This is a genomic window from Natrinema hispanicum, from assembly GCF_004217335.1.
GTDB lineage: Archaea > Halobacteriota > Halobacteria > Halobacteriales > Natrialbaceae > Natrinema > Natrinema hispanicum.
The window spans coordinates 966,346-987,274 of record NZ_SHMP01000003.1 but is presented as its reverse complement, the minus strand read 5'-3'; the positions used below and the strand labels follow the sequence as shown (position 1 = coordinate 987,274).

The following is a 20,929-nucleotide window of genomic DNA, read 5'->3' as shown; positions in this document are numbered from 1 at the left end:
AGCGATCGGGCGCGAAGCAAGCGTGCCCCCGGCTCGTCGGTCGGACCCGAATCAGTTCTCGACGTCGGGGCCGACGGTGGTGACGGGAACGGGCGCTTCGCGGACGACGCGCTGTGAGACGCTGCCAACGACGTTGCGTTCGTACTCGTCGCCGCTGGTTCCCATAACGATCAGGTCAGCATCGACGTCCGCGGCGTAGTCGACAATACACTCGGCCGGGTTGCCCGTCTCGACTGCCGTCTCCGTCTCGATGTCGTGTTCGGTGGCGCGGGTCACGGCGTTGTCGATCGCTTCGCGGGCGGTCGCCGCGAGGTCTTCGCGGACGCGCTCGACGCGGTCGTCGTCAAGGACGAGGAAGGCGCGGTCGTCGACGACCGAGAGGATGTGCAGAGTGGCGTCTCGTGTGGCCGCGATATCGATCGCGTGGTCCGCGACGGTTGCCGCGTGCTCGCTGCCGTCAGTCGGGAACAGAATCGTCTCGTACATCGCTGTCTAGGCTGTCCTCTCGCGCCGACGGAAAAAGGGGTTTCCCTCCATCTTCGGCGATGGGAACGCGCGGGCCATCCGATCGTCTCATACATCCGGGATTCCGAGCGCATCGGGCGTGACAAAGCCAATCACCGCGAACGCATAGACGAGCGCGACCGCGACGATCCAGGCGACGAAGCCGATCGCGACGGCAGTACCCCAGCCGCCGGGGTAGCGCCAGTTGATTACGCCGACCCAGACGACAAGCATCAACACCACACCCAGAATCGGGACCCAGCCGACGAAGAAACTCGTGATCGCCCATGCGATCGCGCCGATCAATGCAGTCACGGCTGCGTTCGCAAAGCCCGCATCCCTGTCTACTACCAGTCGCACGCCCGCGAGGATGGCGACCGTTCCCACGAGCAGACTCAAAACGAAGATGAGGATCGAGTCAGCAACAGCCATATTACCGTTTCCAGCTCAGTTCGATGTCGACCGTCTCGCGGTCCCCTCGCAGCATCGACGACCGTTCGACCACTTCGACCGACACGTCGAGCGTCTCCGGCGGCGTCAGCGCGACGTTCTTGTTCCCGACCGGAACGGTGATTTGCTCGTCGCCACGCTCGAACTCCGCCGCGAGATCACGAAGGTAGGCGGCAAGTTCGTCTCGTGGCAGTGTTTCGTCGGCGGTCGTCCGTTGGGCCATGCGGGGGTATGGCGTCCGTACCCGCAAAAGTATGGACACCAAACGGCACCCTAACTCGCTGTTACTCGGTCAGCCGTCGCCGTAACAGTTCACTGCCCCGAAAAGTGATGGGAACACAGGTTCACCTGCTGGTGAACCGAGATGGCTCCGGGAACGCTCGAGAGTGGGTCGCATCGCGGAGCGGCTGGCTTTCGACTGCCAGCCTGGTCTCGCGGACGTCGTCCGACTGACCGTACTTGTAGACGATGGCATCGGTGAGATGCGCGACGATACCATACCGCGAGGCGTCCGCCTCGCCTCTGTGGCTTCGCTCGTTAGCAACGTGGTAAGACCCGCATTCTTCAAACCGCGGATGAAATCATAGATTTCGTTTCGCCAGTTCGCCCGATTCCCGTCCATCAACTCGAGCGACGATACGCTCGCGGACAACCCAGGGTACGTATCGATCGAACTCGACGTAGCGACCGACCCCACCACGAGCCGCGAGACACTGACCGCCTCGACGAGTGTCGGGAGTTCGTTGCGGATCGATGCCAGGCAGTCTGCGATCTCGATCGGATCGACAGCGACGACTGCGAGTTGGCCGTCGGCCATGGGGCCCAGCAAGACAAGCGTGGCTTTTTGACCACGGGGCGGGAAGCCGCCGACGATGGACGTCGCCGTCGGAATCGTGGCTCAACGGAACAACGAACGAGCACAGGCACTCGCCGCGACCCTCGTCGACACTCTCGAGCACGAGGGCGCACGCGTCGTCGTCGACGAACTCACTGGCGAGGCTGTCGATGCGACCGCCGTCCCGGTCGCCGCGATGGCAGGGCGCGATCTCGTCGTGAGTATCGGCGGCGACGGAACGCTGCTGTTCGTCGCCCGTGAAGTCGGCTCCACGCCGATTCTCGGCGTCAACCTGGGTGAGGTCGGCTTTCTCAACGCCGTCGCCCCCGACGACGCACTCGCTGTCGTCACCGACCTCGTCGCCGACCTCGAGGAGACGGGCACCGTCGAGGGACGCGAACTGGCGCGGCTGCAGGCGACGGGCGTCGACACGGAGTGGACGCTCGAGCCCGCGCTCAACGAGGTAGTCGTCCACGGTCCCCGGCGGGGCCACGGTGGTGGTGCAACCATCGAGATCCGCGTCGACGGCCAGCAGTATGCCGAGAGCCACGCCGACGGCGTGCTCGTCGCCACGCCGACGGGCTCGACGGCTTACAACCTGAGCGAAGGCGGCCCGCTCGTTCATCCGTCGGCCGACGTACTCGTCGTCACGCAGATGGCCGCGACCGAGTCGATGCCACCGTTAGTGGTTGAACCCGACAGCGAACTCACGCTCACTGTCTCCGGCACCGACACCGCCTACGCGATCAGCGACGGGCGCAACCGACAACAGCTCGAGCCGCCGGCGACGGTCTCGATCTCGCTTGCGGACGACGCCGTCACGCTCGTCGGCCCACAGGCGAACTTCCTCGATGGGCTCGACAAGCTCGAGTAGTCACTCCCGATCGGGCAAGTCACGCGAGGTGCCGACTCGCGTTCGATAGGCACGCAGCGACGGACTCGAGGCGGGACAAGAGAAGCGTCTCTCACCGGCAACTGGCAGGTCAGCTTTCCGTTCCGGAGACGGTTACGTCGGCAGTGTCTTGGTCGGTCACGTCAGGCAGGTTCGGATCACGGTAGGGGTTGCGACCGTAGGCCGGAAGCTCGTCGTCGAGTTGCGATTTCAGGACACGGCGCAAGCGATTCAGGCTCGTCGTATCGAGTCCGTACTCGGCCGCGAGGCGCTTGAACGGCTCCTCGTCGGTGATGTCGTGGGCCCGATACTGGGCGAACAACTCTTCCATACGGTCGGCAGACAGCGCCTGCGCGTCGATATCGTCGAGTCCGAAGTACTGCTGGCGGTCGACGTCGACGACGTGACGGATCACCACGAGCGCGACCTTCTCGATCGCCCGTTGGCTGCCGAACTCGGTGAGATCGATCTCGTCCATGACGCCGAGTGCGAGATCGCGCTGCCACGGCGTCACCTCGAGGGCGTTACACAGCGCCTGCGTGGTTCGGAGCCGATCGAGGCGATGGGCGCGCTCGCTGTAGCCCGGCGTCGCCGCGTGCTGTTCGTCGTGGAGGCGGCGGACGCTTTCGGAGAGGTCCGCGTCGGGAGACTCGGCGCGGCCGATAACGGTCGCACTGGGCGTGACGACGCCCCACTGGCGAACCGTCGAATCGCGCTGGACCTCCGCCCGCGAGAGCGCCCCGGAACCGGGCCGGGTCTCGAGGCGTCGCTCACGATCGGAATCGTACTCGACGCCGTCCGTGCTGGTCCCACCCGCCGCAGGGGGACGACCAGGGTCGGCACCGTCGTCGTGCATCACCTGTCGCTCGGATGGGGAGCGTGAAAAAGGCTCGCTCCGAGCGTCTCGCGTATCAATTTGACTGACAGGATCGCTAACAGGTCGGGTCCGAACGGGGATAACGACCGGTGCCGTGGCTCGTGTCTCGAGACGATCGGCCCGCGAAAAGCCCTTCGTAGCTTCACCTTGTGACCAGAGGCACTTAAAGAACGGACGGGACCGACGGACTACTGGACCGCGTCGATCACCTCGTCGACGAACCCATCCAGCCGCGTGGGATCGGGACCGTCCCGTGCATGCACGTCGGGATCGATCCGTTTCGGTGGGTGTGCAAACGCGCGGCCGACAGCATCACCGATCGTGGCGTCGCCCTCGCCGGCCCGTTTTCGCTCGAGCAACTCGCGGGCACACTCGATCCGCTTGCGATCGAAGACCGCAGGTGCCTGCTCGCGGAGGAACGTCTCGAATGCGAGCGCCGGCAGATCGTGTGTGCCGCGCTCGCCGGTCGCTTTGAGATAGCGGGCGGCCATGGCCGCGCGGTAGATCGTCAGGTTTCGCTTGACTGTTGGCTTCGTTTGTGTCTCCTGAAAGCGCTCGTCGTCGGCCGACACCGTCATCGTGCCGTCGTCGGTCTCGACGAGGTACGTCTCGTCGTCTGCCTCGACGATCGGAAAGAGTTCGTCATCACTGCGGACCAAGTGATGCGAGATGTACTTGCGGTAGTTACTCGTCGCGATCCCGCGCCACGTATGATAGAGGTCGATCGGATTGTACGTCCGTTCGATGTAGGCGGCGAGTTCGTCGGGATCGTACGCACGGTGGTAGCTGATCGGACTGCGCAGCAGATCGATCGCACCCTCGTTCGAGTCGGCGAGCAACTGCGCGAACGTCCGCACGTCCCAGCCCTGGTACTCGAACGCACCGCGATCTTCGACGATGGTCTCGGGTGGACGCTCGAGGTGTGCGTACCGACGCAGATCGGTCGACACGAAGACGAAGCCGACGTCGTAGTCGCTGTCTGGGCTCGCCCCACCCCAGGCGTGGCTCCCGCGAGCGACCGCCAGCGGGACCGCAACGTCGTGTTCGCGTTCGATGGTCGTCAAGTGGTCAGCGACGGTCTCGTAGACGTGGTCGGGGACAGCGGCCATAGCTGTGGCTCGAGACGCGGAAGACGAGAGAAGACCGGGTGCCGAATGCCCTTCGTAGCTTCACCTTGTGACCAGAACTACTTAAAGAACCAGCAGAGTAGACACGTCACGATGACGACCGTGTGAACGAAACGACACTCGTCACTACCGAACCAACAGTCAGGAGAACGGCCGTCTTCCCGTCGTATCTTCACCTTGTGACCAGAAGCACTTAAAGGAAGACGAGCGCCGAACCTGACTCGTTCTCCGCTACTCGAGACACGGAGACACCTGTCGCTCGGCGATCTGAGAATTCGAGAAGCGACGATCTCCCGTCATAGCTCTACTTTGTGACCAGAGGCACTTAAAGAACCGATGGCTCGAGCCAGTACCGAGACGCCCCAGTGTAATACTCCCGGTTCCGAAAGCTTGAATCGGCCGCTGCCCTGAATGCGGTCAATGAGTCATCAGTTGCCGGACGTGCAGGCGACATCGCCCGACGTGACCGTCGGTCTGAGCCAGGTCGGTGTCACCGGCGTCGACAAGCTCGTTAAAATCGCCCGCGAGGACAAACGGCCGATCGTCCTCACCGCCGAGTTCGAGGTCTTCGTCGACCTCCCCGGCTGGCGCAAGGGTGCGGACATGAGCCGCAACATGGAGGTCATCGACGAAATCCTGGAGGACGCGACCCGCGAGGAGGCCTACGGGGTTGAGGAAGTCTGCGGTGAGGCCGCCGAACGGCTGCTCGAGAAACACGACTACACCTCCCGAACGGAGGTCTCGATGGAAGCCGAATTCATGCGCCGCGAGCAGACGCCAGCAAGCGACCGCGAGACCCAACACATGGTCGATATCGTGGCCTCGGCGACGGCGACCGAAGAGGGCACCCGCGAGGAGATCGGCGCACAGGTCACCGGCATGACCGTCTGTCCCTGCTCACAGGGGATGTCCGCCGCCCGCGCGAAACAGACGCTCGAGGACCTGGGTGTCGAAGAAGAGACGATCACCGAATTCTTGGAGGAAGTGCCACAGCCGGGCCACTCCCAGCGTGGCCACGCCACGCTGACCGTCGAGGCCGGTGGTGACCCCGAAGTCGATCTCAATGACGTCATCGACATCGCGCGGGACTCGATGAGCGCGCGGATCTACAACCTCGCGAAGCGACCCGACGAGGATCACATGACCTACGCGGCCCACGCCGACGCGAAGTTCGTCGAGGACTGCGTGCGTGCGATGGCGGAAGGCGTCGTCGACGAGTTCGATCACCTGCCAGACGACGCGGTGATCACGATGGCCCAGTCCAACGACGAGTCGATCCACCAGCACAACGCCCACGCCGAGCGCGTCGTCGATCTGGGGACGCTCCGCGAGGAGATCAGCGACTAGAACTCGAGGGGCTCCGCCGCTTCCCACCGCGGAACGAACTCCTCGTGGACGTTCGCAGCGAACTCCGGATCCTTGAGGTCGATCATCCCGAAGGGCTCGCCCGAGGACAGCGGGTTCGGCACCTGAATGCAGACCTCGACGCCGTCGATGATGTTAAACGAGCCCGTGAGATCGTCGTGGGTCCGGACGTTGAACGCCGTCCGTTGCTGTAAGGTTTCCCGGTAACGACGGCCGACCGCTTCGGAGAGGGAGGCGACCATGTCGCGGGTCATCAGGAGATCGATCGAGACACCCCTATCGAGTGCGTCCTCGAGTTGTGCGTTGACCGCTTCGCTGACGGCCTCGATGTTCCACTGTGGGGAGGGATGTGCCGACACCATCACGATGTCGTTGTCGGCCGCCGCGAGCCGCTCTAAGAGGAGATCGCGCGTCTCCTCGGGACCGACGGCAGCGGTCCAGAACTGTTCGTCGACCGGCTCGGCTGCGTCGAGTTCGTCGGAGAGGTCGTCGACGATCGACTCGTACTGTTCGGCCTCTTCCTCGAGTTCGCGTTTCTTGTCTTCGAGGAGGCGATCGAGCGCGGTCGCGGGCTCGACAGCGACGTATTTCTTCGGCCGGCTGGCGGTCTGGCTGCGGACCAGATTGTACTGTTCGATGCTATTGAGCACGTCGTAGATCCGTCCCATCGGCACGTCGCTGGCTCGCGACAACTCCTTTGCCGTTGTGGGACCTGTCGTGAGCAGTGATCGATAAGCCCGCGCTTCGTACTCGGAAAGCCCGAGATCTCTAAGAGTGGCCATATCAAACACGAACCTACCGAAACGGCATAAACGCTAGGATAGTTTTAAACAGATGACAACACCGATCGAGATGAGCCAAACTGGCTGTCAAAGACGGTCTCATACGGACTCCTCCCGGTCAGTTCCGGCGCACCCGCGACCCGTCATTCGGGTGCGCCGGTACACAGTGGTCGCAGCCCTATCAGTCGAGGATCGTCTGGACGCGCTCGCTCAACGCTGCTGGGGTTTCGGCAGGTTCAGACACACGGTCGCCCCGTTCGACCCGTGCCGTTCCAGCCTCGAGCCCGTCGGCGTCGGGAACGACCACCTTCTCGTGGTCTGCGAGTCGGAGTGCCGCCCGATGCAGATCCGAGCCGGTGTCGGCGGCGACGCGGAGCACGAGCGGCCCCTCGAGCAGCCGGGCGGCTGCGGTCGCGTAGCGTGCGATCTGGACGCCAAAGCGGTCGCTGGCCCCTGCAAAAGCCTCGAGCGTCTCGCGGGCAAGTTCGCGGTAGCGATCGTCGCCGCTGAGGACGGCCAGCTCGAGCAGCCCGTCGGCGAACGCAACGTTCGCGTCGAGCGGTCGCAGGGATCGGTCGAGTAGGCCGACGCCTTCGGCAGGGCCGTCGAGGAACGAGTCCTCGTCGTACAAGCGGTCGATCGTCGCGTCGGCGACCGCCGTTGCGTCCGCGAGGATGGACGGATCGATCGTGCTCGCAGCCGTCGTCAGTGCACCCAGCGCACGGGCCTGATTCGTGAGGAGACACGTGGGTCCGTCGTCGCTCGCCGCGTTCTCGAGGGAGTGGGTAACGACGCCGTCGACGAGCAGGTCCTCGCGGAGAGTCGCGAGTGCGCGTTCGGCGTATCGGCGGGCGCGCTCGTCGTCGGTGTACGCATAGTAGATCAGCAGGCCCTCGATCGCGAGCGCGTTCGGGCCGGCGAAGACGCCGTCGTCGACCGGTGGCTCGTCGGCGCTCGCTCGGTCGGTCGCGTCGAGGCTGTGAGCATCGTCCTCGCCAGGTGCCTGACTGTTCGCGAAGGCGTCGGCATCACCGTTCCAGAGCGTTGCGGTCAGATAGTCGATCGTGCGCTCGGCAGGCTCGCGGTATTCGTCTTTGCCCGTGAGAAGATAGGCGTTTGCGAACGCACGCACCAGCGCGCCGTTGGAATCGAGGAGTTTTTCGTGTTGCAGCCCCGACCAGTCGCGGTCGGTCGCAAACCGGTAAAAACCGCCTTCGTACTCGTCTAACAGGTTCGCGCTGACGGCGTCGTACGACCGCAGCGCCATCTCCCGGTCGCGTTTGAGCGCGAACTCGAGGGCGTCCGGTAGTGGGAACTTCGGCTCCTGGCCCCAGCCGCCGGCGGTCTCGTCGTACGTTTCCGACAACTGACCCAGCATGGCCTGTTCGATCTCCGGCGTCAGTTCGCCTGCTGGCGGGTTATCCTCTCGCAGCGGCCGCGGAACGCGTGCCGCGCCGCTGCCTTTGGTCTGCCACATCGTCCGAACGCTATCTAAGACCTGGCGCATCCCGTCGGGGCCGAGATAGCCCGCCCCCGTCAGGACCTCGCCGTTGGGTGCGAGAAAGACCGTCGAGGGAAACCCGCCCATGTTGTATCGGTCGCGGACGCGCGGCTGCCGGTCGACATCGACCCGGATAGGCACGAAACTATCGTTGATGTTGGCCGCGATGCGAGGCTCCGCGTAGGTTTCAGCATCCATCTCGTGGCAGTGATCACACCACGTCGCAGTCAGCGAGAGCAACACAGGGATATCGGCCGCTGCCGCCTCATCGAAGGCCGCTTGGCCCCACTCGCGCCACTCGACGCGCGTTGGATCGTCCATATCGGAGCGAGGCGAGTCGCCGGGGTAAGCCCTTCGTTCGCTTTCGCTCCCGACATGTGCGTTTGCGTCGGCGTGTCCGATCGCGCCTCGAGCCGGGCGCTGCTGTGACGAGAGTAAAGGACTTTCACCCTTCGGCGGCTAGAGTGTGGTATGCCTTGGTGGATCTTCGCGCTGTTGCTCATCCCGTTTCTCGACGCCGTGTTACTCGCGGTGATCGTCACTCAGTTTGGCTTCCTCAACTGGGTCGGGATGGTGCTGCTGGTGGTCCTGACGGGCCTGGTGGGTATGCTCCTCGTGCGAGCCGAAGGGCGGCGAACGCTCCGGAAGATGCAACGCTCGATGGTGCGTGGCGAGCCGCCGACCAACGAACTGCTCGACGGCGGCTTGCTGATCGCCGCCGGTGCGTTCCTGCTGACGCCGGGACTGGTGACCGACGCCATCGGCTTCCTGCTGGCCGTGCCAGTGACACGGATTCCGATCCGCGCGGCGCTCAAACGCTTCGTGATCGTGCCGTACGCGGACAAGAAGACCGGTGGATTCGCCAGTGGGAAGGTCTGGACGTTCGGTTTTCCCGACCAAGAGACGGCGCAAGGACGAACTGACTCGACTGCTGGCGGAACCTACGACCTCGGCGACGACGACTATACCGTCGACGGCGACGACAGCGAGGACTCGTATACGATCGATTTCGGTGACGAGCACACTGACGACCGAGACGACGACCCCTTTGCCCGGTAGCGGTTCGCACGGGGCTTCCAGAAAGAAACGTTTAAACGTCCCACCGAGCAACTACCGAGTGCGAAGCAGGCGACGCGGGCCAATAGCTCAATCAGGTTGAGCGCCACTCTGATAAGGTGGAGGCTCTCGGTTCAAATCCGAGTTGGCCCACTGGTTTTCCGACGAGCAAACTCGAGAGCTTGACGTTTGTGACGAGGCTCCTATCAGTTGCGACGAGCACGTTCTCGAGCTACTGCGATTATTTCGAGTCGTTGGCAGGAAGGAGAACGGACGAGCGCATTCGAGGCCCTCGTCCGCTGTCAGGACGCTGGATCGGACCTGTCGAGCGATACGAGGGGAACACCAGCAGTAACGGCTCGCACAACGCGAGCAAAACGACGTTGTTGGTCCGAAAAGGGCAGAGAGAGCCATTCTCAGCACGGCTGTCGACGCGGGCTACTGGTACGCTTGCAGCCCAGTCAGGTCTTCACCGAGGATCAGCGTGTGAATGTCGTGAGTCCCCTCGTAGGTGTAAACCGTCTCGAGGTTCGCGAGGTGGCGCATGGGCGAGTAGTCGGTCGTGATACCGTTGCCACCAAGCATTTCGCGGGCGACGCGTGACTGTTCGCGGGCCATGCGGACGTTGTTGCGCTTGGCCATCGAGACGTGCTGGGGGCGCAACTCGCCGCGTTCTTTGAGCTCAGCCAGACGGTAGGCAAGCAACTGGCCGAGCGTAATCTGGGTGGCCATCTCCGCGAGCTTTCCCTGTTGGAGCTGAAACCGGCCGATCGGACCGCCGAACTGCTCGCGCTCGGTGGCATAGTCGCGGGCCGCCTCGAAACAGTCCCGTGCCGCGCCGACGGCACCCCAGGCGATGCCATACCGGGCCTGCGTGAGACAAGACAGCGGTCCCTTCATCCCGGAGACGCCGGGTAAGACGTTCTCCTCGGGGACGGAGACGTCGTTCAATCCGATCTCACCGGTGATCGACGCGCGCATCGAGAGCTTGCCGTCGATTTCGGACGTCGTGACACCGTCGCGGTCGGTTTCGACGAGGAACCCGCGGACGGGGTCGTCAGTAGCCGACCGATCGCGCGCCCAGACGACGGCGATGTCGGCGATCGGCGCGTTCGTGATCCACGTCTTCGACCCGTTCAGAACGTAGCCGTCGCCGTTGGGGGCGCGCTCCGCGTGGGTCTCCATCGCCGATGGGTTCGAGCCGTGTTCGGGTTCCGTCAGCCCGAAACAACCGACTGCCTCGCCCTCACCCAGCGCCGGCAGCCACTCCTCTTTCTGGGCCTCGCTGCCGTAGGCGTGAATGGGATACATGACGAGCGCACCCTGAACCGACGCCATCGAGCGGATTCCGGAATCCCCAGCCTCGAGTTCCTGCATCACCAGCCCGTAGGCGGTCTCCGAGACGTTCGGCGAGCCATAGCCCTCGAGGTTCGGCGCGTAAAACCCCAGTTCGCCCATCTTCGGGATGAGTTGCGTCGGGAACGTCCCGGTCTCGAAATGCTCGCCGATATCGGGCCGCACGTGGTCTGTGACGAACTCACGCGCCGTCTCGCGGATGAGTCGCTCTTCTTGCCCCAGGTCGGCCTCGAGCTGTACGAAATCCAGCATACGTCTTACATACCGAATGAGAGGCATAGACATTCCGATTAGTGCCGCGGGTAACGTTTACAAGACACACAGATTGCCGCGAAGCCGACAGCGAGGGCGACTGCGGTTTGGTGGGGCCATCGGCACAGATACCTCACTAGTTAGGCACATTGTTTGTTTTTATGCCTCGAGTACGGACGGGTGCCGTTCGAGACAGCGAACGGCGGCCCCCAGGGGGCACGCGTTGAAAAGCAGTGAGGCGACGTTTGACCTCGATCACATCTCAGAACCAAACGCGTGCCGGACAGGGGGTTCGAGATCCCCCGCCTGTCCGACTACCCCTTCCTGTGATGTCAGTGATTGATACGGTCTGCTGTACCGATTTACCGGCGTATCCGCGACCCGTCCTGCGGATACGCTGGAAATGACTGACAGTAATCCGTATGACAGCGAAACACGAGACGACCGAACAGCCCCAGTACCGGTCGTCTAATGGGAGAATGCGGGTGCTTTTTGTCGCCCCTGCGCAAGGGTGACGTATGTCTTTGGAGCCGAGCGCCGACCCGGCCGCCGACCGGCGAGCGAACTACGACTACCGGAGCGACGACGTCGACCGCCCGGCCCTGGTCACAGACCTCGAGCGGCTCGTCGCCTGTGAGATCCGGGCTGACTCCTACTCCCGCGAGCTATATGCGACCGATGCAAGCGCCTACGAGGTGACGCCGATCGCTGTCGCTTTCCCCGAATCGACGGCCGACGTCGCGGGGATCCTCGAGTACTGTGCCGAACGCGAGATTCCGGTGCTCCCACGGGGTGGCGGGACGAGCCTCGCCGGCCAGACAGTCAACCGGGCCGTCGTGTTGGATTTCACCCGGCATATGAACGAGATCCGCGCGATCGATCCCGACGATCGCACCGCCACAGTCCAATCGGGGACGATCGTGGGCACGCTGAACGAGGCGCTGGCTCCCCACGACCTCAAGTTCGCACCCGACCCCGCGTGGCGTGACAAAAGCGCGATCGGGGGTGCGATCGGCAACAACTCGACCGGCGCACACTCCCTGAAATACGGTAAGACAGACGCCTATATCGAGGAGGTCGAGGCCGTTCTCGCCGACGGCACCGTCACCCGCTTTGGCGAGGTGACCAGAGAGGAGCTCAGCGAGCGAGCCGATCCCGACGGCGATCTCGAGGGGCGAATCTACGCCGAAATCGAGCGGATTCTCGCGGAAGACGCGGATCTGATCGACGAAACCTACCCCGATCTCAAGCGCAACGTCTCGGGCTACAACCTCGATCGGCTCGTCGCCGAGGCTCGCGGCGACGAGTTGCCCGGCGGCGAGGAAACCGGCGAGCCCGGCACTGTCAACCTCGCGCGCCTGCTGGCCGGCAGCGAGGGGACGCTGGCGGTCGTCACCGAAGCGACGGTCTCGCTCGAGCCGGTCCCCGAGACGAAGGCCGTCACCTTGCTGTGTTATCCCGATCTCCATACCGCGATGTGCGATGTCGAGCCGATCCTCGAACACGACCCCGCCGCAGTCGAGGTCCTCGACGACGTGTTGATCGATCTCGCCCGCGACACTGCGGAGTTCGGCCCCGTCACCGAAATCCTGCCCGAGGGAACCAACGCCGTCCTCCTCGTCGAGTTCTACGCCGAGGACGACGCCCACGGGAAAGAACAGGTTGCCGGCCTGCTTGCCGACCGGGTGCCATCGGCAGACCCCGCTGGCGAGCCGGCCGCCAATGTGCCACACAGCGACGACGAAACGCGCGCGATCGAAGCACTCGAGGCCTACGACGAGGCAGAACGTGCGAAGCTCTGGAAGCTCCGCAAGTCCGGGCTCCCGATCTTGCTCTCGCGGACGACCGACGCAAAGCACATCTCCTTTATCGAGGACACTGCGATCCCGCCCGCACACCTCCCCGAGTTCGTCGAGGGCTTCGAGGAGATCCTCGAGACCCACGACACCTATGCCACGTTCTATGCCCACGCTGGCCCTGGCGTACTCCACGTCCGGCCGCTGGTCAATACGAAAACCGAGGTGGGCCTCGAGCAACTGCACGGAATCGCCGACGACGTGACGGATCTCGTGGTCGAACTCGGTGGCTCGGTCTCGGGCGAACACGGCGACGGTCGCGCACGCACGCAATGGAATCACAAACTCTACGGCGACGAACTCTGGGAAACCTTCCAGGATCTCAAGACCGCCTTCGATCCCGACTGGCTGCTCAATCCTGGGCAGGTCGTCTTCCGCGAGAGCGATCCAACCGATTTGCGAGAGCATCTGCGATTCGATCCCGACTACGACTTCGAGGCGGGGTTCGAGCCTGCTCTCCAGTGGGACAACGACAACGGCATGCAGGGCATGGTCGAGCTCTGTCACGGCTGTGGCGGCTGTCGCGGCGAACAGTCGACCACCGGTGGCGTGATGTGTCCCACCTACCGGGCCAGCCGCGAGGAGATCACGGCGACCCGGGGCCGAGCGAACGCGCTCCGACAGGCCATGAGCGGCGGGCTCGAGCCGGACGAAGCCGTCTCCGACGAGTTCGTCGAGGAGGTGATGGACCTCTGTATCGGCTGCAAGGGCTGTGCCATCGACTGTCCGAGCGAGGTCGACATGGCGAAGCTCAAAACCGAGGTCACCCACGAATACCACCAACGCAACGGCGCGAGCCTGCGCGATCGGCTCTTCGCCAACGTCGCGACGCTGTCGAAATGGGGGAGTCGACTCGCACCCATGTCCAACGCCGCGTCGAAGGTGCCGGGTGCTCGCAAGCTCCTCGAGGCCGTCGTCGGCATCGACGCGAGCCGGCCATTGCCGACGTTCCACGCCGAGACGTTCCGCGAGTGGTTCGACGAACGCGGCGGTTCACGCGTTCGCGAGGCCGACGCAGATCGCACGGTCGTCCTCTATCCCGACACCTACACCAACTACAACCATCCCGACGCCGGGAAAGCGGCCGTCCGCGTTCTCGAGGCCGCGGGCGTCCACGTCAGGGTGCCCGACGGATTGGGCGATACCGGCCGGCCGGCGTTCTCGAAGGGCTTTCTCGAGAAAGCGCGGACGACGGCCCGCGAGAACGTGACCGCGCTCGCACCGCAAGTCAAGGCCGGCTGGGACGTGGTCGTGATCGAACCCTCCGATGCCGTCATGTTCCAGTCCGATTACCTCGATCTGCTCACATCCGACGCTGCCGAAACGGTCGCCGACGCCACCTACGGTATCTGTGAGTACATCGATACGTTCCGGCTGGACGAGGCCATCGACTTCGACCCCGCGGCGGTCCAGCAACAGCTCGCCTACCACGGCCACTGCCACCAGAAATCGGTCGCGAAGGACCACCACGCCGTCGGCGTGCTTCGACGGGCGGGCTACGCCGTCGATCCCCTCGATTCGGGCTGCTGTGGGATGGCCGGCTCCTTCGGTTACGAGGCCGAACACGCCTCGATGAGCGACGCGATCGCCTCGATCCTCTACGAACAGGTCGCAGACAGCGACGGCGACCGCGTCGTCGCGCCGGGTGCCTCCTGTCGGACCCAACTCGAGAACCGCCCCGGCGCACCCGAGGAACCGCCGACGCCGATCGAGGTCGTGGCGGAAGCACTCGAGCGGCCACAGTAGCACCGTCGCTGTGACGGCAGTATCGCTCGATAGCCCAGGATACACGCCGCGTCATCGACGACACACCTCGCTCGAGAGTGGCAAAATCATTTATTATGGTCGTTGCTCTATGAGGAGACGCTTCCAGAATCGGAAGCCGCTGTGTGGGGGCTCGAATGGTAAGCGGTGGTGGACCCCACACATGGCGCACCTTGCGGTGCAACCCGTCTGTTGGAGCGCGGATTTAAAGAGACTATTCCAATGTTATTTGGTATGTATCGGAGACCTACATGTCCCGGTCGCTCCGCCGGGCGAGTGGCTGTCTGATCTCATACGGACTCCTGTCAGTCAGTGCCAGTGCAACCGCCATCGGCTGCGGTTGCACCGACATCGGGACAGCAGCCCGTATCAGTCGCCGAGACGAGCGTTAGGTTCCGATCAGATCATCGTAGCGTGCGCCCGTCTGCTTTAGCGTCTCGGTCGAGTAGAGTCGCTCGTGGTCGACGGGAAGATAGTCGGCTGCGAGTTCGTCGATCTTCGCGTCGACGGCCTCGGGATCGCGGCCGTGGATCATCGTAAACAGGTTGTACGGCCACTCCTGGTCGGGCCTGCGCGGCCGGTGATAACACAGCGTCACGTACGGCAAGCCACCCGCACGCTCGCCCCACTCGTCTAAGTTCTCGTCGGGAACGTCCCAGACGACCATACAGTTGGCGTCGAAGCCCGTCACGACGTGGTTGATGATACAGCCGATCCGTTTGATACAGCCGTTTGCGAGCAGCCGAGAGACGGCCTCGAGGACGTCCTCGACGTCGGAGCCGATCGCGTCGGCGATGTCGCGATACGGCGTCGCCGACAGCGGAAAGCCGTCCTGAATCTCGAGCAAGAGGTCTGCCTCGAGCGCCGAGAGATCGCCAGTCGCTTCCTCGCTGATCCGAGTGGCCGACGAATCGGTGCGATCTTCGAGGGACTCGCGGGCGAACCGGTCGCTATTGACGACGGGGAACTCGAGGTCGATGTAGTAGTCGGTCAACATCGGCAGGTTGAGGACCGCACAGCCAGTTTCGGCCTCGATCTCGGCGAGGATTTCGTCGCGTCGCTGCTGTGACCCGGCGGTGACGACGAACCACATGTTCCACTCGTGGTCGCGGGCGTAGTTGTGGTTGACCTGCCGGTAGTCGTTGATGATCGCTGCGATTTCCTCGAAGCGGTCTTCCGGTGCCTGGACGGCAGCGAGCGTCGACGAGCCGATCACCGGCGGATTGAGGACAGCGCCGAACCGGCGGACGATCCCTTCCTCCTTGAGCGCGCGAACGCGTTCGACCGCGTCTGATTCGTCGATCTCGAGGTCGGTAGCGAGCCGCCGGAACGGCCGTTCCTCGATCGGGAAGCCGCTCTGGTAGCCGTCGATCAGCGCTGCGTCCACGTCGTCGATGGCCTCACGCCAGTTCCCCGACAGGGTGCTCATTGGCCGTTCTAGGGAGACGGCCACCGTAGTGGTTTCGGGACTCCTCGGTCATCGACAGTGCCAGTGGGTTCCCAGGAGACGGTTCCGCTGCTGGCCGATTATATACACCACGTACACTCAGACACGGGCGGAGACGTGAGCGGGTATTCACGGACTGTTTCCCGGAAGGATGCAGGAAACGGGGGGTTTTTGCGCCGTCCGTTCCAACGGCCGCACATGGCGAAGGCATCCCAGACGTTCGGCGAATGGCCGTTGAAACGCCTGCTGACGGAGGTCATCGGTTCGGGTCCCAAGTCGGCCGACGACATGAGCCACGCGCAGGCTCGCGAGGCGTTCCAGCGGATTCTGGCGGGCGAGCCCGAGGACACCACCCTCGGTGCGTTCTGGCTGGCCAACCGCTGGAAGCGCAACAACCCCGAGGAGCTGTCGGCCTACACCGACGTCATGCGCGAGGAGTCGGTCGTCACCGCCGAGCCCGAGTGTGATCCGGTCGACTGCGGTGCGAACTACGACGGGAAGGACACGTCCGCTATCCTCGGCGTCGGTGCCGGCGTCGTCGCCGCCGCTGCGGGGACGCCGGTCGTCGTCCACTCCGGCGACTACGTCCCCTCCCAGAAGGCCACGGCGTACAAACACGTCCTCGACGAACTCGGCGTCCGGACCGAACTCGAGCCAACGGAAAGCGCCGACATGGTCGACGAGACCGGCTTCGGCTTCTACTATCAGCCCGCGTTCAACCCCGGAATCGACGACCTCTTCGAGCGTCGCGACGAGATGGGTGTCCGAACCTTCGTCAACACGATCGAGACCGTTGCCAACCCGGCGAACGCCGACGTACACCTGGGCTCGTTCTACCACCTCGCGTTCGCGAAGAAGCTGACTGATCTTATCAAGGAAAGCGACCAACTCGACTACTCCCGGGCGATCTTCTTCCAGGGGATGGAAGGCTACGACGACATCCGCCCCGGCTATACGAAGGTCGCCGAGTGGGACGAAACAGGAGCCGACGGCGACGAATCCTTCGAGGACTACGAGATCGAAACCGCCGAATACGGCATGGAGATGGAACGCGACGACCTCGCCGTCGACGACATGGCAGCCGACTCCGCAGCGATCACCGAAGCCGTCCTCGCCGGCGAGCGCGACGACCACTTCGCCGACGCGATCGCGCTCAACGGCGCGTTCCGGATGTACGCCCGCCAGGACGTCGACAGCCTGGACGACGGCCTCGAGCAGGCCCGAGAGGTCATCGCCGACGGCAGCGCCCAAGCCGTCCTCGAGGAGCTACAGGCGTACTGAGCGGTCGACGAAACCGGGCAGTTCTCCGCTGTTTTCCGATCGCGGTTCGTTCGTCGTCGACCGGAACGGTGTGACTCAAGCGCCGCCCACAGAGCGAAGAGCGCCAGTAGGCTTTTGAGAACGGCCCGTCACGTGAGCACATGCAACTCGATTCTGTTCAGATACTTGACCTGACCCGTCTTCTCCCGGGGCCGTACGCGACGCAATTGCTCGCCGACGCAGGTGCCGACGTCATAAAGGTCGAAGACACTGGGACGGGCGACTACGCCCGACACATGCCGCCGATGACCGACCGCGAGGTCGGCGCGCTGTTCGACAGCGTCAATCGCGGCAAGCGAAGCGTCGCACTCGATCTGAAATCCACGGAGGGCCGAACCGCGTTCTACCGGCTGGTCGAAGACGCCGACGTCGTCTTCGAGGGGTTCCGACCGGGCGTCGCTGACCGCCTCGAGATCGACTACGAGACGCTGACCGAGTACAACGCGGACCTGATTTACTGTTCGCTGTCGGGCTACGGCCAGACCGGCCCGTACGCAGACCGCGCGGGTCACGACCTCAACTACGTCGGCGTTTCCGGGCTGCTTGATATGACCCGCGAGGACGAGTCGGAACCGCCGCAAATTCCGGGCTATCAGATCAGCGACTTTGGCGGCGGCCTGTTCGCGGCGTTCAGCATCGTCGGCGGCCTGCTCTCGCGCGAACTCGGCAACGGCGGGGAGTACATCGACATCGCCATGACTGACGTGGTCGCCTCCTTCTCGCAGGGCCTCTCCTACGAGGCGCTTACCGGCGATGATCCCCGCCCCGGCGAGACGGCACTCACCGGCGCGGTGCCCTGGTACGATATCTACGAGACTGAAGACGGCCGATACGTGACGTTCGCGGCACTCGAAGAGAAGTTCTGGACCACGTTCTGCGAGGACGTCGGGCGTGAAGATCTCATCGACGTTCACGAGACCGACGATCCAGCCGAAATGGAAGCCATCCGTGCGGAACTCGCCGACCTGTTCGCGAGTCGCTCGCGGGACGAGTGGCTCGAGACGCTGGGTGACGAGACGGTGGTTGGACCAGTATATACGCCGGCCGAAGCCCTCGAGCACCCACAGTTCGAGGCCCGCGGACTGGTCGAACGGCCGGACGATGCACCCCCACGAGTCGGGTTCCCGGCTGCGGGATCGGACGCACCCGACAGCGACGACGAGTCGCTCCCGGCCCACGGTGAGCACACCGACGAGCTGCTCGCGTCGGTGGGCTACGACGAGACACAGCGAGCTGCCCTCCGCGACGCGGGCGTCATCCGCTAACTCGCTGACTCACTCGAGCGGCCTTGAGTAGCGGTTTCAGTCGAGTGGCCGCGACCGGGAATACTGTTATGTCAGCCGTCCGCAAACCGTGGTGGTAATGAGACGCGGACAGGACGGTCCCGACACGCACCGCCCCACGACGGAACGACCGCCGGCGATGACCGGTCAAACGGCCGGGGGACATTACGATGCCGACTAAGTCACTCGCGGAACTCGAGGCGATGGTCGGCGACTCACGAGTGACAACGGAGGCGTTCCGCATCGAGGCCGGCAAGGTCGCGGAGTTTGCACGCGCGATCACGTCCAATGACCCCGTGTTTCGTGACACAGCGGCCGCTGCAACGCGGGGCTACGACCGCGTGCCTGCGCCGCTGACCTACAGCCAGGTCAGCCGGTTTCCGCGACACACGCCCGAAGGCATCGAGGGTACTGGCTTCGACCTCGGCTTCCAACCAGAGTACGTCCTCCACGGCGAACAGTGCCACGAATACGAGCGCCCGCTGTTCGTCGGCGACATCCTCGAGGGAACGACCACCCTCACGAACGTCTTCCAGCGCGAAGGGGGCCGTGCGGGGACGATGACCGTCGCCCACCTCGAGACCGAGTACAGAGATCAGCACGACGACCGCGTGCTCACCGAACGGACCACCATGCTCGAGACGGAGGACGCGGTTGTCGATGAGCATACAGCAGACGACATGGCCGAGCCAAACGGTGGAGCCGTCACGGCCGACAGCGACGGTCCGTCACCGACCGGCGACGGGTTCGAGCGAGTCCGCGACCTCGACGGACTCGCGGTCGGCGACAGCGGCCCGACGGTCGTCGTGGACGATCTCGAGCGTCGGCACTTCGTCAGGTACGCGGGCGCGAGCGGTGATTTCAATCCGATCCACTACGACGAACCGTACGCGACGGCCGCCGGCAATGAGACCGTCTTCGGCCAGGGGATGTTAACTGCCGGCATCACCTCCCGCGTCGTCACCCGCTGGTTCGACCTGCGGGACGTCACGCGTTTCGATGTCCGATTTCGGTCGCGAGTCTTCCCCGGCGATACTGTTGTCGCGACGGGCGAGGTCGCCGAGATCGACCCCGACGCCGGAACGGTCGAGACGGCACTCGAGGCACGGACGGCCGCAGACAAGACGCTGCTGACCGGTTCGGCGACAGTCGATCTCTCGAGGGGTGATTGATACCGCCGATTACGCGATCAAATTCTCGTCGTCGACCACCGCCACGCTCGCGAGTTGGTCGCCAGCAGTCACCGTCGCTTCTCGAGTGAGTGCATAGAGCAGGCCGTCGCGGTCGACGCATGGCTCGTGGCGCGATTCGTACGTCGTCGGATGATAGACCGTCCCGATCGGCGTCCCTGCCTCGACCACGTCGCCCACCTCGAGCGTCGGATTCGGTCGGAATAGTCCGGACTCGGTGGCAGTGACCTGTCCGGCGTGATTGTGGGCGACGGTCTGATCACGTTCGGGTACCGAGCCGGGAAGGAGATCGAGCTGACGACAGACATCGAGCAAGCCCGTGACGCCGTCGGCGACGACTCCCTCGAGGATCTGCTTGTTGTGGGCGAGTTCGGGCGTGATCGCGGGGATCCCCTCGCCGGCGGCGGTAACACGGAGCTTGCCGTCGAAATCACGTTGGGACCATGCGTCCGGCGCGTCGTCGCCGGCCCGTTCAGCCAGCAGGAGATCGGTCCCGAAAGCTTCGGCAAGCGACTGGGATCGGTCATCGCCCGCGCTGTAAACGACATGGGGGAGCATGTCGGGGCTGCCCGTATGGAGATCGACGACGGCGTCAGCCGCCGTGACGTACTCCCAGAGGCGGGCGACCATGCGCTGGTGGAGACTGCCATCGGCGTCGCCCGGCCAGACTCGGTTCATGTTCGGGTTGACGCTGTCGAACGGCTCCGGCGTCGTGTAGGAGACCCGATCGAACGTCAGCGGGTTCGCGACGGGGACGGCGATCACGGTCCCTGACAGCGACTCGAGAGGAAGGCGCTCGTGAAACCGGCGGAGCAGTTCTGTCCCGTTTATCTCGCGGCCGTGCTGGGCCGCCTGCACGTATAGCGTCGGTCCTGGCTTGCCGCCCCGATAGGTGTGGACCGTCGTCGTCAGTTCCACGCCCGACGGCAATCGATCGAGCGTGACCTGCTCCGCCGTGTGCGTGCCGTCGCTCATGGCGGGTCGTTCCACGGCCGGCGGTATGTACTTGCGGCCGCGAGTCGACGGTAACCCACACCGACCGCGACGCGAGACCACTATCGTTTTCAGTCGT

The 20,929-nt window shown here is 64.2% G+C and carries 17 protein-coding genes and 1 tRNA gene; 8 read left to right on the top strand and 10 right to left on the bottom strand.

Annotated features, from left to right (window positions below):
* Nucleotides 1-51: 51 nt before the first annotated feature.
* From BDK88_RS05680 to BDK88_RS05670, 3 genes are all read right to left on the bottom strand, one after another.
* Nucleotides 52-486 (bottom strand): universal stress protein, encoded by a 435-nt coding sequence (locus BDK88_RS05680; protein ID WP_092932493.1) that lies wholly within the window; start codon nucleotides 484-486, stop codon nucleotides 52-54.
* Nucleotides 487-573: 87 nt separating this feature from the next.
* The gene (locus BDK88_RS05675; RefSeq protein WP_130499541.1) at nucleotides 574-936 is read right to left on the bottom strand and encodes a hypothetical protein; all 363 of its coding nucleotides are present in this window, start codon (nucleotides 934-936) and stop codon (nucleotides 574-576) included.
* Nucleotide 937: 1 nt separating this feature from the next.
* Entirely contained in the window at nucleotides 938-1,177 is a 240-nt protein-coding gene (locus BDK88_RS05670) for an amphi-Trp domain-containing protein (RefSeq protein ID WP_130499540.1), read from the bottom strand.
* Nucleotides 1,178-1,826: 649 nt separating this feature from the next.
* On the opposite strand from BDK88_RS05670, the gene BDK88_RS05665 reads away from it, so the two are divergent.
* Nucleotides 1,827-2,663, top strand: coding sequence for an NAD(+)/NADH kinase (locus BDK88_RS05665; RefSeq protein WP_130499539.1), 837 nt, complete (start codon nucleotides 1,827-1,829; stop codon nucleotides 2,661-2,663).
* A 109-nt stretch (nucleotides 2,664-2,772) separates the two neighbouring features.
* On the opposite strand, the gene BDK88_RS05660 is transcribed toward BDK88_RS05665, so the two are convergent.
* Complete coding sequence (locus BDK88_RS05660) at nucleotides 2,773-3,537, bottom strand: DNA-directed RNA polymerase subunit epsilon (protein WP_130499538.1); 765 nt, start codon at nucleotides 3,535-3,537, stop codon at nucleotides 2,773-2,775.
* Nucleotides 3,538-3,746: 209 nt separating this feature from the next.
* Nucleotides 3,747-4,667, bottom strand: coding sequence for a nucleotidyltransferase domain-containing protein (locus BDK88_RS05655; protein ID WP_130499537.1), 921 nt, complete (start codon nucleotides 4,665-4,667; stop codon nucleotides 3,747-3,749).
* A 438-nt stretch (nucleotides 4,668-5,105) separates the two neighbouring features.
* Here BDK88_RS05655 and mptA point away from each other — a divergent pair, with 438 nt between their 5' ends.
* Nucleotides 5,106-6,032, top strand: coding sequence for a GTP cyclohydrolase MptA (mptA, locus tag BDK88_RS05650; RefSeq protein WP_130499536.1), 927 nt, complete (start codon nucleotides 5,106-5,108; stop codon nucleotides 6,030-6,032).
* Here the strand turns inward: mptA and BDK88_RS05645 are convergent.
* Together BDK88_RS05645 and BDK88_RS05640 are read right to left on the bottom strand one after the other, a co-directional pair.
* The gene (locus BDK88_RS05645) at nucleotides 6,029-6,832 is read right to left on the bottom strand and encodes a TrmB family transcriptional regulator (protein ID WP_130499535.1); all 804 of its coding nucleotides are present in this window, start codon (nucleotides 6,830-6,832) and stop codon (nucleotides 6,029-6,031) included. The genes mptA and BDK88_RS05645 overlap by 4 nt on opposite strands.
* A 181-nt stretch (nucleotides 6,833-7,013) precedes the next feature.
* On the bottom strand, nucleotides 7,014-8,654 hold the full coding sequence (locus BDK88_RS05640; RefSeq protein ID WP_130499534.1) for a DUF255 domain-containing protein: 1,641 nt from the start codon (nucleotides 8,652-8,654) through the stop codon (nucleotides 7,014-7,016).
* Between the two features lie 150 nt (nucleotides 8,655-8,804).
* Here BDK88_RS05640 and BDK88_RS05635 point away from each other — a divergent pair, with 150 nt between their 5' ends.
* Entirely contained in the window at nucleotides 8,805-9,392 is a 588-nt protein-coding gene (locus tag BDK88_RS05635; protein ID WP_130499533.1) for an FxsA family protein, read from the top strand.
* A gap of 76 nt (nucleotides 9,393-9,468) precedes the next feature.
* Nucleotides 9,469-9,542 (top strand) — tRNA-Ile (locus BDK88_RS05630).
* A 285-nt stretch (nucleotides 9,543-9,827) separates the two neighbouring features.
* Here BDK88_RS05630 and BDK88_RS05625 read toward each other — a convergent pair.
* Nucleotides 9,828-10,997, bottom strand: coding sequence for an acyl-CoA dehydrogenase family protein (locus tag BDK88_RS05625; RefSeq protein ID WP_130499532.1), 1,170 nt, complete (start codon nucleotides 10,995-10,997; stop codon nucleotides 9,828-9,830).
* A 518-nt stretch (nucleotides 10,998-11,515) separates the two neighbouring features.
* Between BDK88_RS05625 and BDK88_RS05620 the strand changes: the two genes are divergently transcribed.
* On the top strand, nucleotides 11,516-14,599 hold the full coding sequence (locus BDK88_RS05620; RefSeq protein ID WP_130499531.1) for an FAD-binding and (Fe-S)-binding domain-containing protein: 3,084 nt from the start codon (nucleotides 11,516-11,518) through the stop codon (nucleotides 14,597-14,599).
* Nucleotides 14,600-15,005: 406 nt separating this feature from the next.
* Here BDK88_RS05620 and ahbB read toward each other — a convergent pair whose 3' ends face one another.
* Complete coding sequence (ahbB, locus tag BDK88_RS05615; RefSeq protein ID WP_130499530.1) at nucleotides 15,006-16,046, bottom strand: siroheme decarboxylase subunit beta; 1,041 nt, start codon at nucleotides 16,044-16,046, stop codon at nucleotides 15,006-15,008.
* A gap of 216 nt (nucleotides 16,047-16,262) precedes the next feature.
* On the opposite strand from ahbB, the gene BDK88_RS05610 reads away from it, so the two are divergent.
* The 3 genes from BDK88_RS05610 (at nucleotide 16,263) to BDK88_RS05600 (ending at nucleotide 19,839) form a co-directional block, all read left to right on the top strand.
* Nucleotides 16,263-17,345: an anthranilate phosphoribosyltransferase gene (locus BDK88_RS05610; RefSeq protein ID WP_130499529.1), complete on the top strand. Its 1,083-nt coding sequence runs from the start codon at nucleotides 16,263-16,265 to the stop codon at nucleotides 17,343-17,345.
* Between the two features lie 140 nt (nucleotides 17,346-17,485).
* On the top strand, nucleotides 17,486-18,649 hold the full coding sequence (locus BDK88_RS05605; RefSeq protein ID WP_130499528.1) for a CaiB/BaiF CoA transferase family protein: 1,164 nt from the start codon (nucleotides 17,486-17,488) through the stop codon (nucleotides 18,647-18,649).
* Between the two features lie 188 nt (nucleotides 18,650-18,837).
* The gene (locus BDK88_RS05600) at nucleotides 18,838-19,839 is read left to right on the top strand and encodes an FAS1-like dehydratase domain-containing protein (RefSeq protein ID WP_130499527.1); all 1,002 of its coding nucleotides are present in this window, start codon (nucleotides 18,838-18,840) and stop codon (nucleotides 19,837-19,839) included.
* Between the two features lie 9 nt (nucleotides 19,840-19,848).
* On the opposite strand, the gene BDK88_RS05595 is transcribed toward BDK88_RS05600, so the two are convergent.
* Nucleotides 19,849-20,832 (bottom strand): succinylglutamate desuccinylase/aspartoacylase family protein, encoded by a 984-nt coding sequence (locus BDK88_RS05595; protein WP_130499526.1) that lies wholly within the window; start codon nucleotides 20,830-20,832, stop codon nucleotides 19,849-19,851.
* Between the last annotated feature and the right edge of the window lie 97 nt (nucleotides 20,833-20,929).

Coding starts and splice junctions, on each gene's coding strand:
- BDK88_RS05680 (WP_092932493.1), bottom strand. CDS start 486: ATGTACGAGACGATTCTGTTCCCGACTGACGGCAGCGAGCACGCGGCA.
- BDK88_RS05675 (WP_130499541.1), bottom strand. CDS start 936: ATGGCTGTTGCTGACTCGATCCTCATCTTCGTTTTGAGTCTGCTCGTG.
- BDK88_RS05670 (WP_130499540.1), bottom strand. CDS start 1,177: ATGGCCCAACGGACGACCGCCGACGAAACACTGCCACGAGACGAACTT.
- BDK88_RS05665 (WP_130499539.1), top strand. CDS start 1,827: ATGGACGTCGCCGTCGGAATCGTGGCTCAACGGAACAACGAACGAGCA.
- BDK88_RS05660 (WP_130499538.1), bottom strand. CDS start 3,537: ATGCACGACGACGGTGCCGACCCTGGTCGTCCCCCTGCGGCGGGTGGG.
- BDK88_RS05655 (WP_130499537.1), bottom strand. CDS start 4,667: ATGGCCGCTGTCCCCGACCACGTCTACGAGACCGTCGCTGACCACTTG.
- mptA (WP_130499536.1), top strand. CDS start 5,106: ATGAGTCATCAGTTGCCGGACGTGCAGGCGACATCGCCCGACGTGACC.
- BDK88_RS05645 (WP_130499535.1), bottom strand. CDS start 6,832: ATGGCCACTCTTAGAGATCTCGGGCTTTCCGAGTACGAAGCGCGGGCT.
- BDK88_RS05640 (WP_130499534.1), bottom strand. CDS start 8,654: ATGGACGATCCAACGCGCGTCGAGTGGCGCGAGTGGGGCCAAGCGGCC.
- BDK88_RS05635 (WP_130499533.1), top strand. CDS start 8,805: ATGCCTTGGTGGATCTTCGCGCTGTTGCTCATCCCGTTTCTCGACGCC.
- BDK88_RS05625 (WP_130499532.1), bottom strand. CDS start 10,997: ATGCTGGATTTCGTACAGCTCGAGGCCGACCTGGGGCAAGAAGAGCGA.
- BDK88_RS05620 (WP_130499531.1), top strand. CDS start 11,516: ATGTCTTTGGAGCCGAGCGCCGACCCGGCCGCCGACCGGCGAGCGAAC.
- ahbB (WP_130499530.1), bottom strand. CDS start 16,046: ATGAGCACCCTGTCGGGGAACTGGCGTGAGGCCATCGACGACGTGGAC.
- BDK88_RS05610 (WP_130499529.1), top strand. CDS start 16,263: ATGGCGAAGGCATCCCAGACGTTCGGCGAATGGCCGTTGAAACGCCTG.
- BDK88_RS05605 (WP_130499528.1), top strand. CDS start 17,486: ATGCAACTCGATTCTGTTCAGATACTTGACCTGACCCGTCTTCTCCCG.
- BDK88_RS05600 (WP_130499527.1), top strand. CDS start 18,838: ATGCCGACTAAGTCACTCGCGGAACTCGAGGCGATGGTCGGCGACTCA.
- BDK88_RS05595 (WP_130499526.1), bottom strand. CDS start 20,832: ATGAGCGACGGCACGCACACGGCGGAGCAGGTCACGCTCGATCGATTG.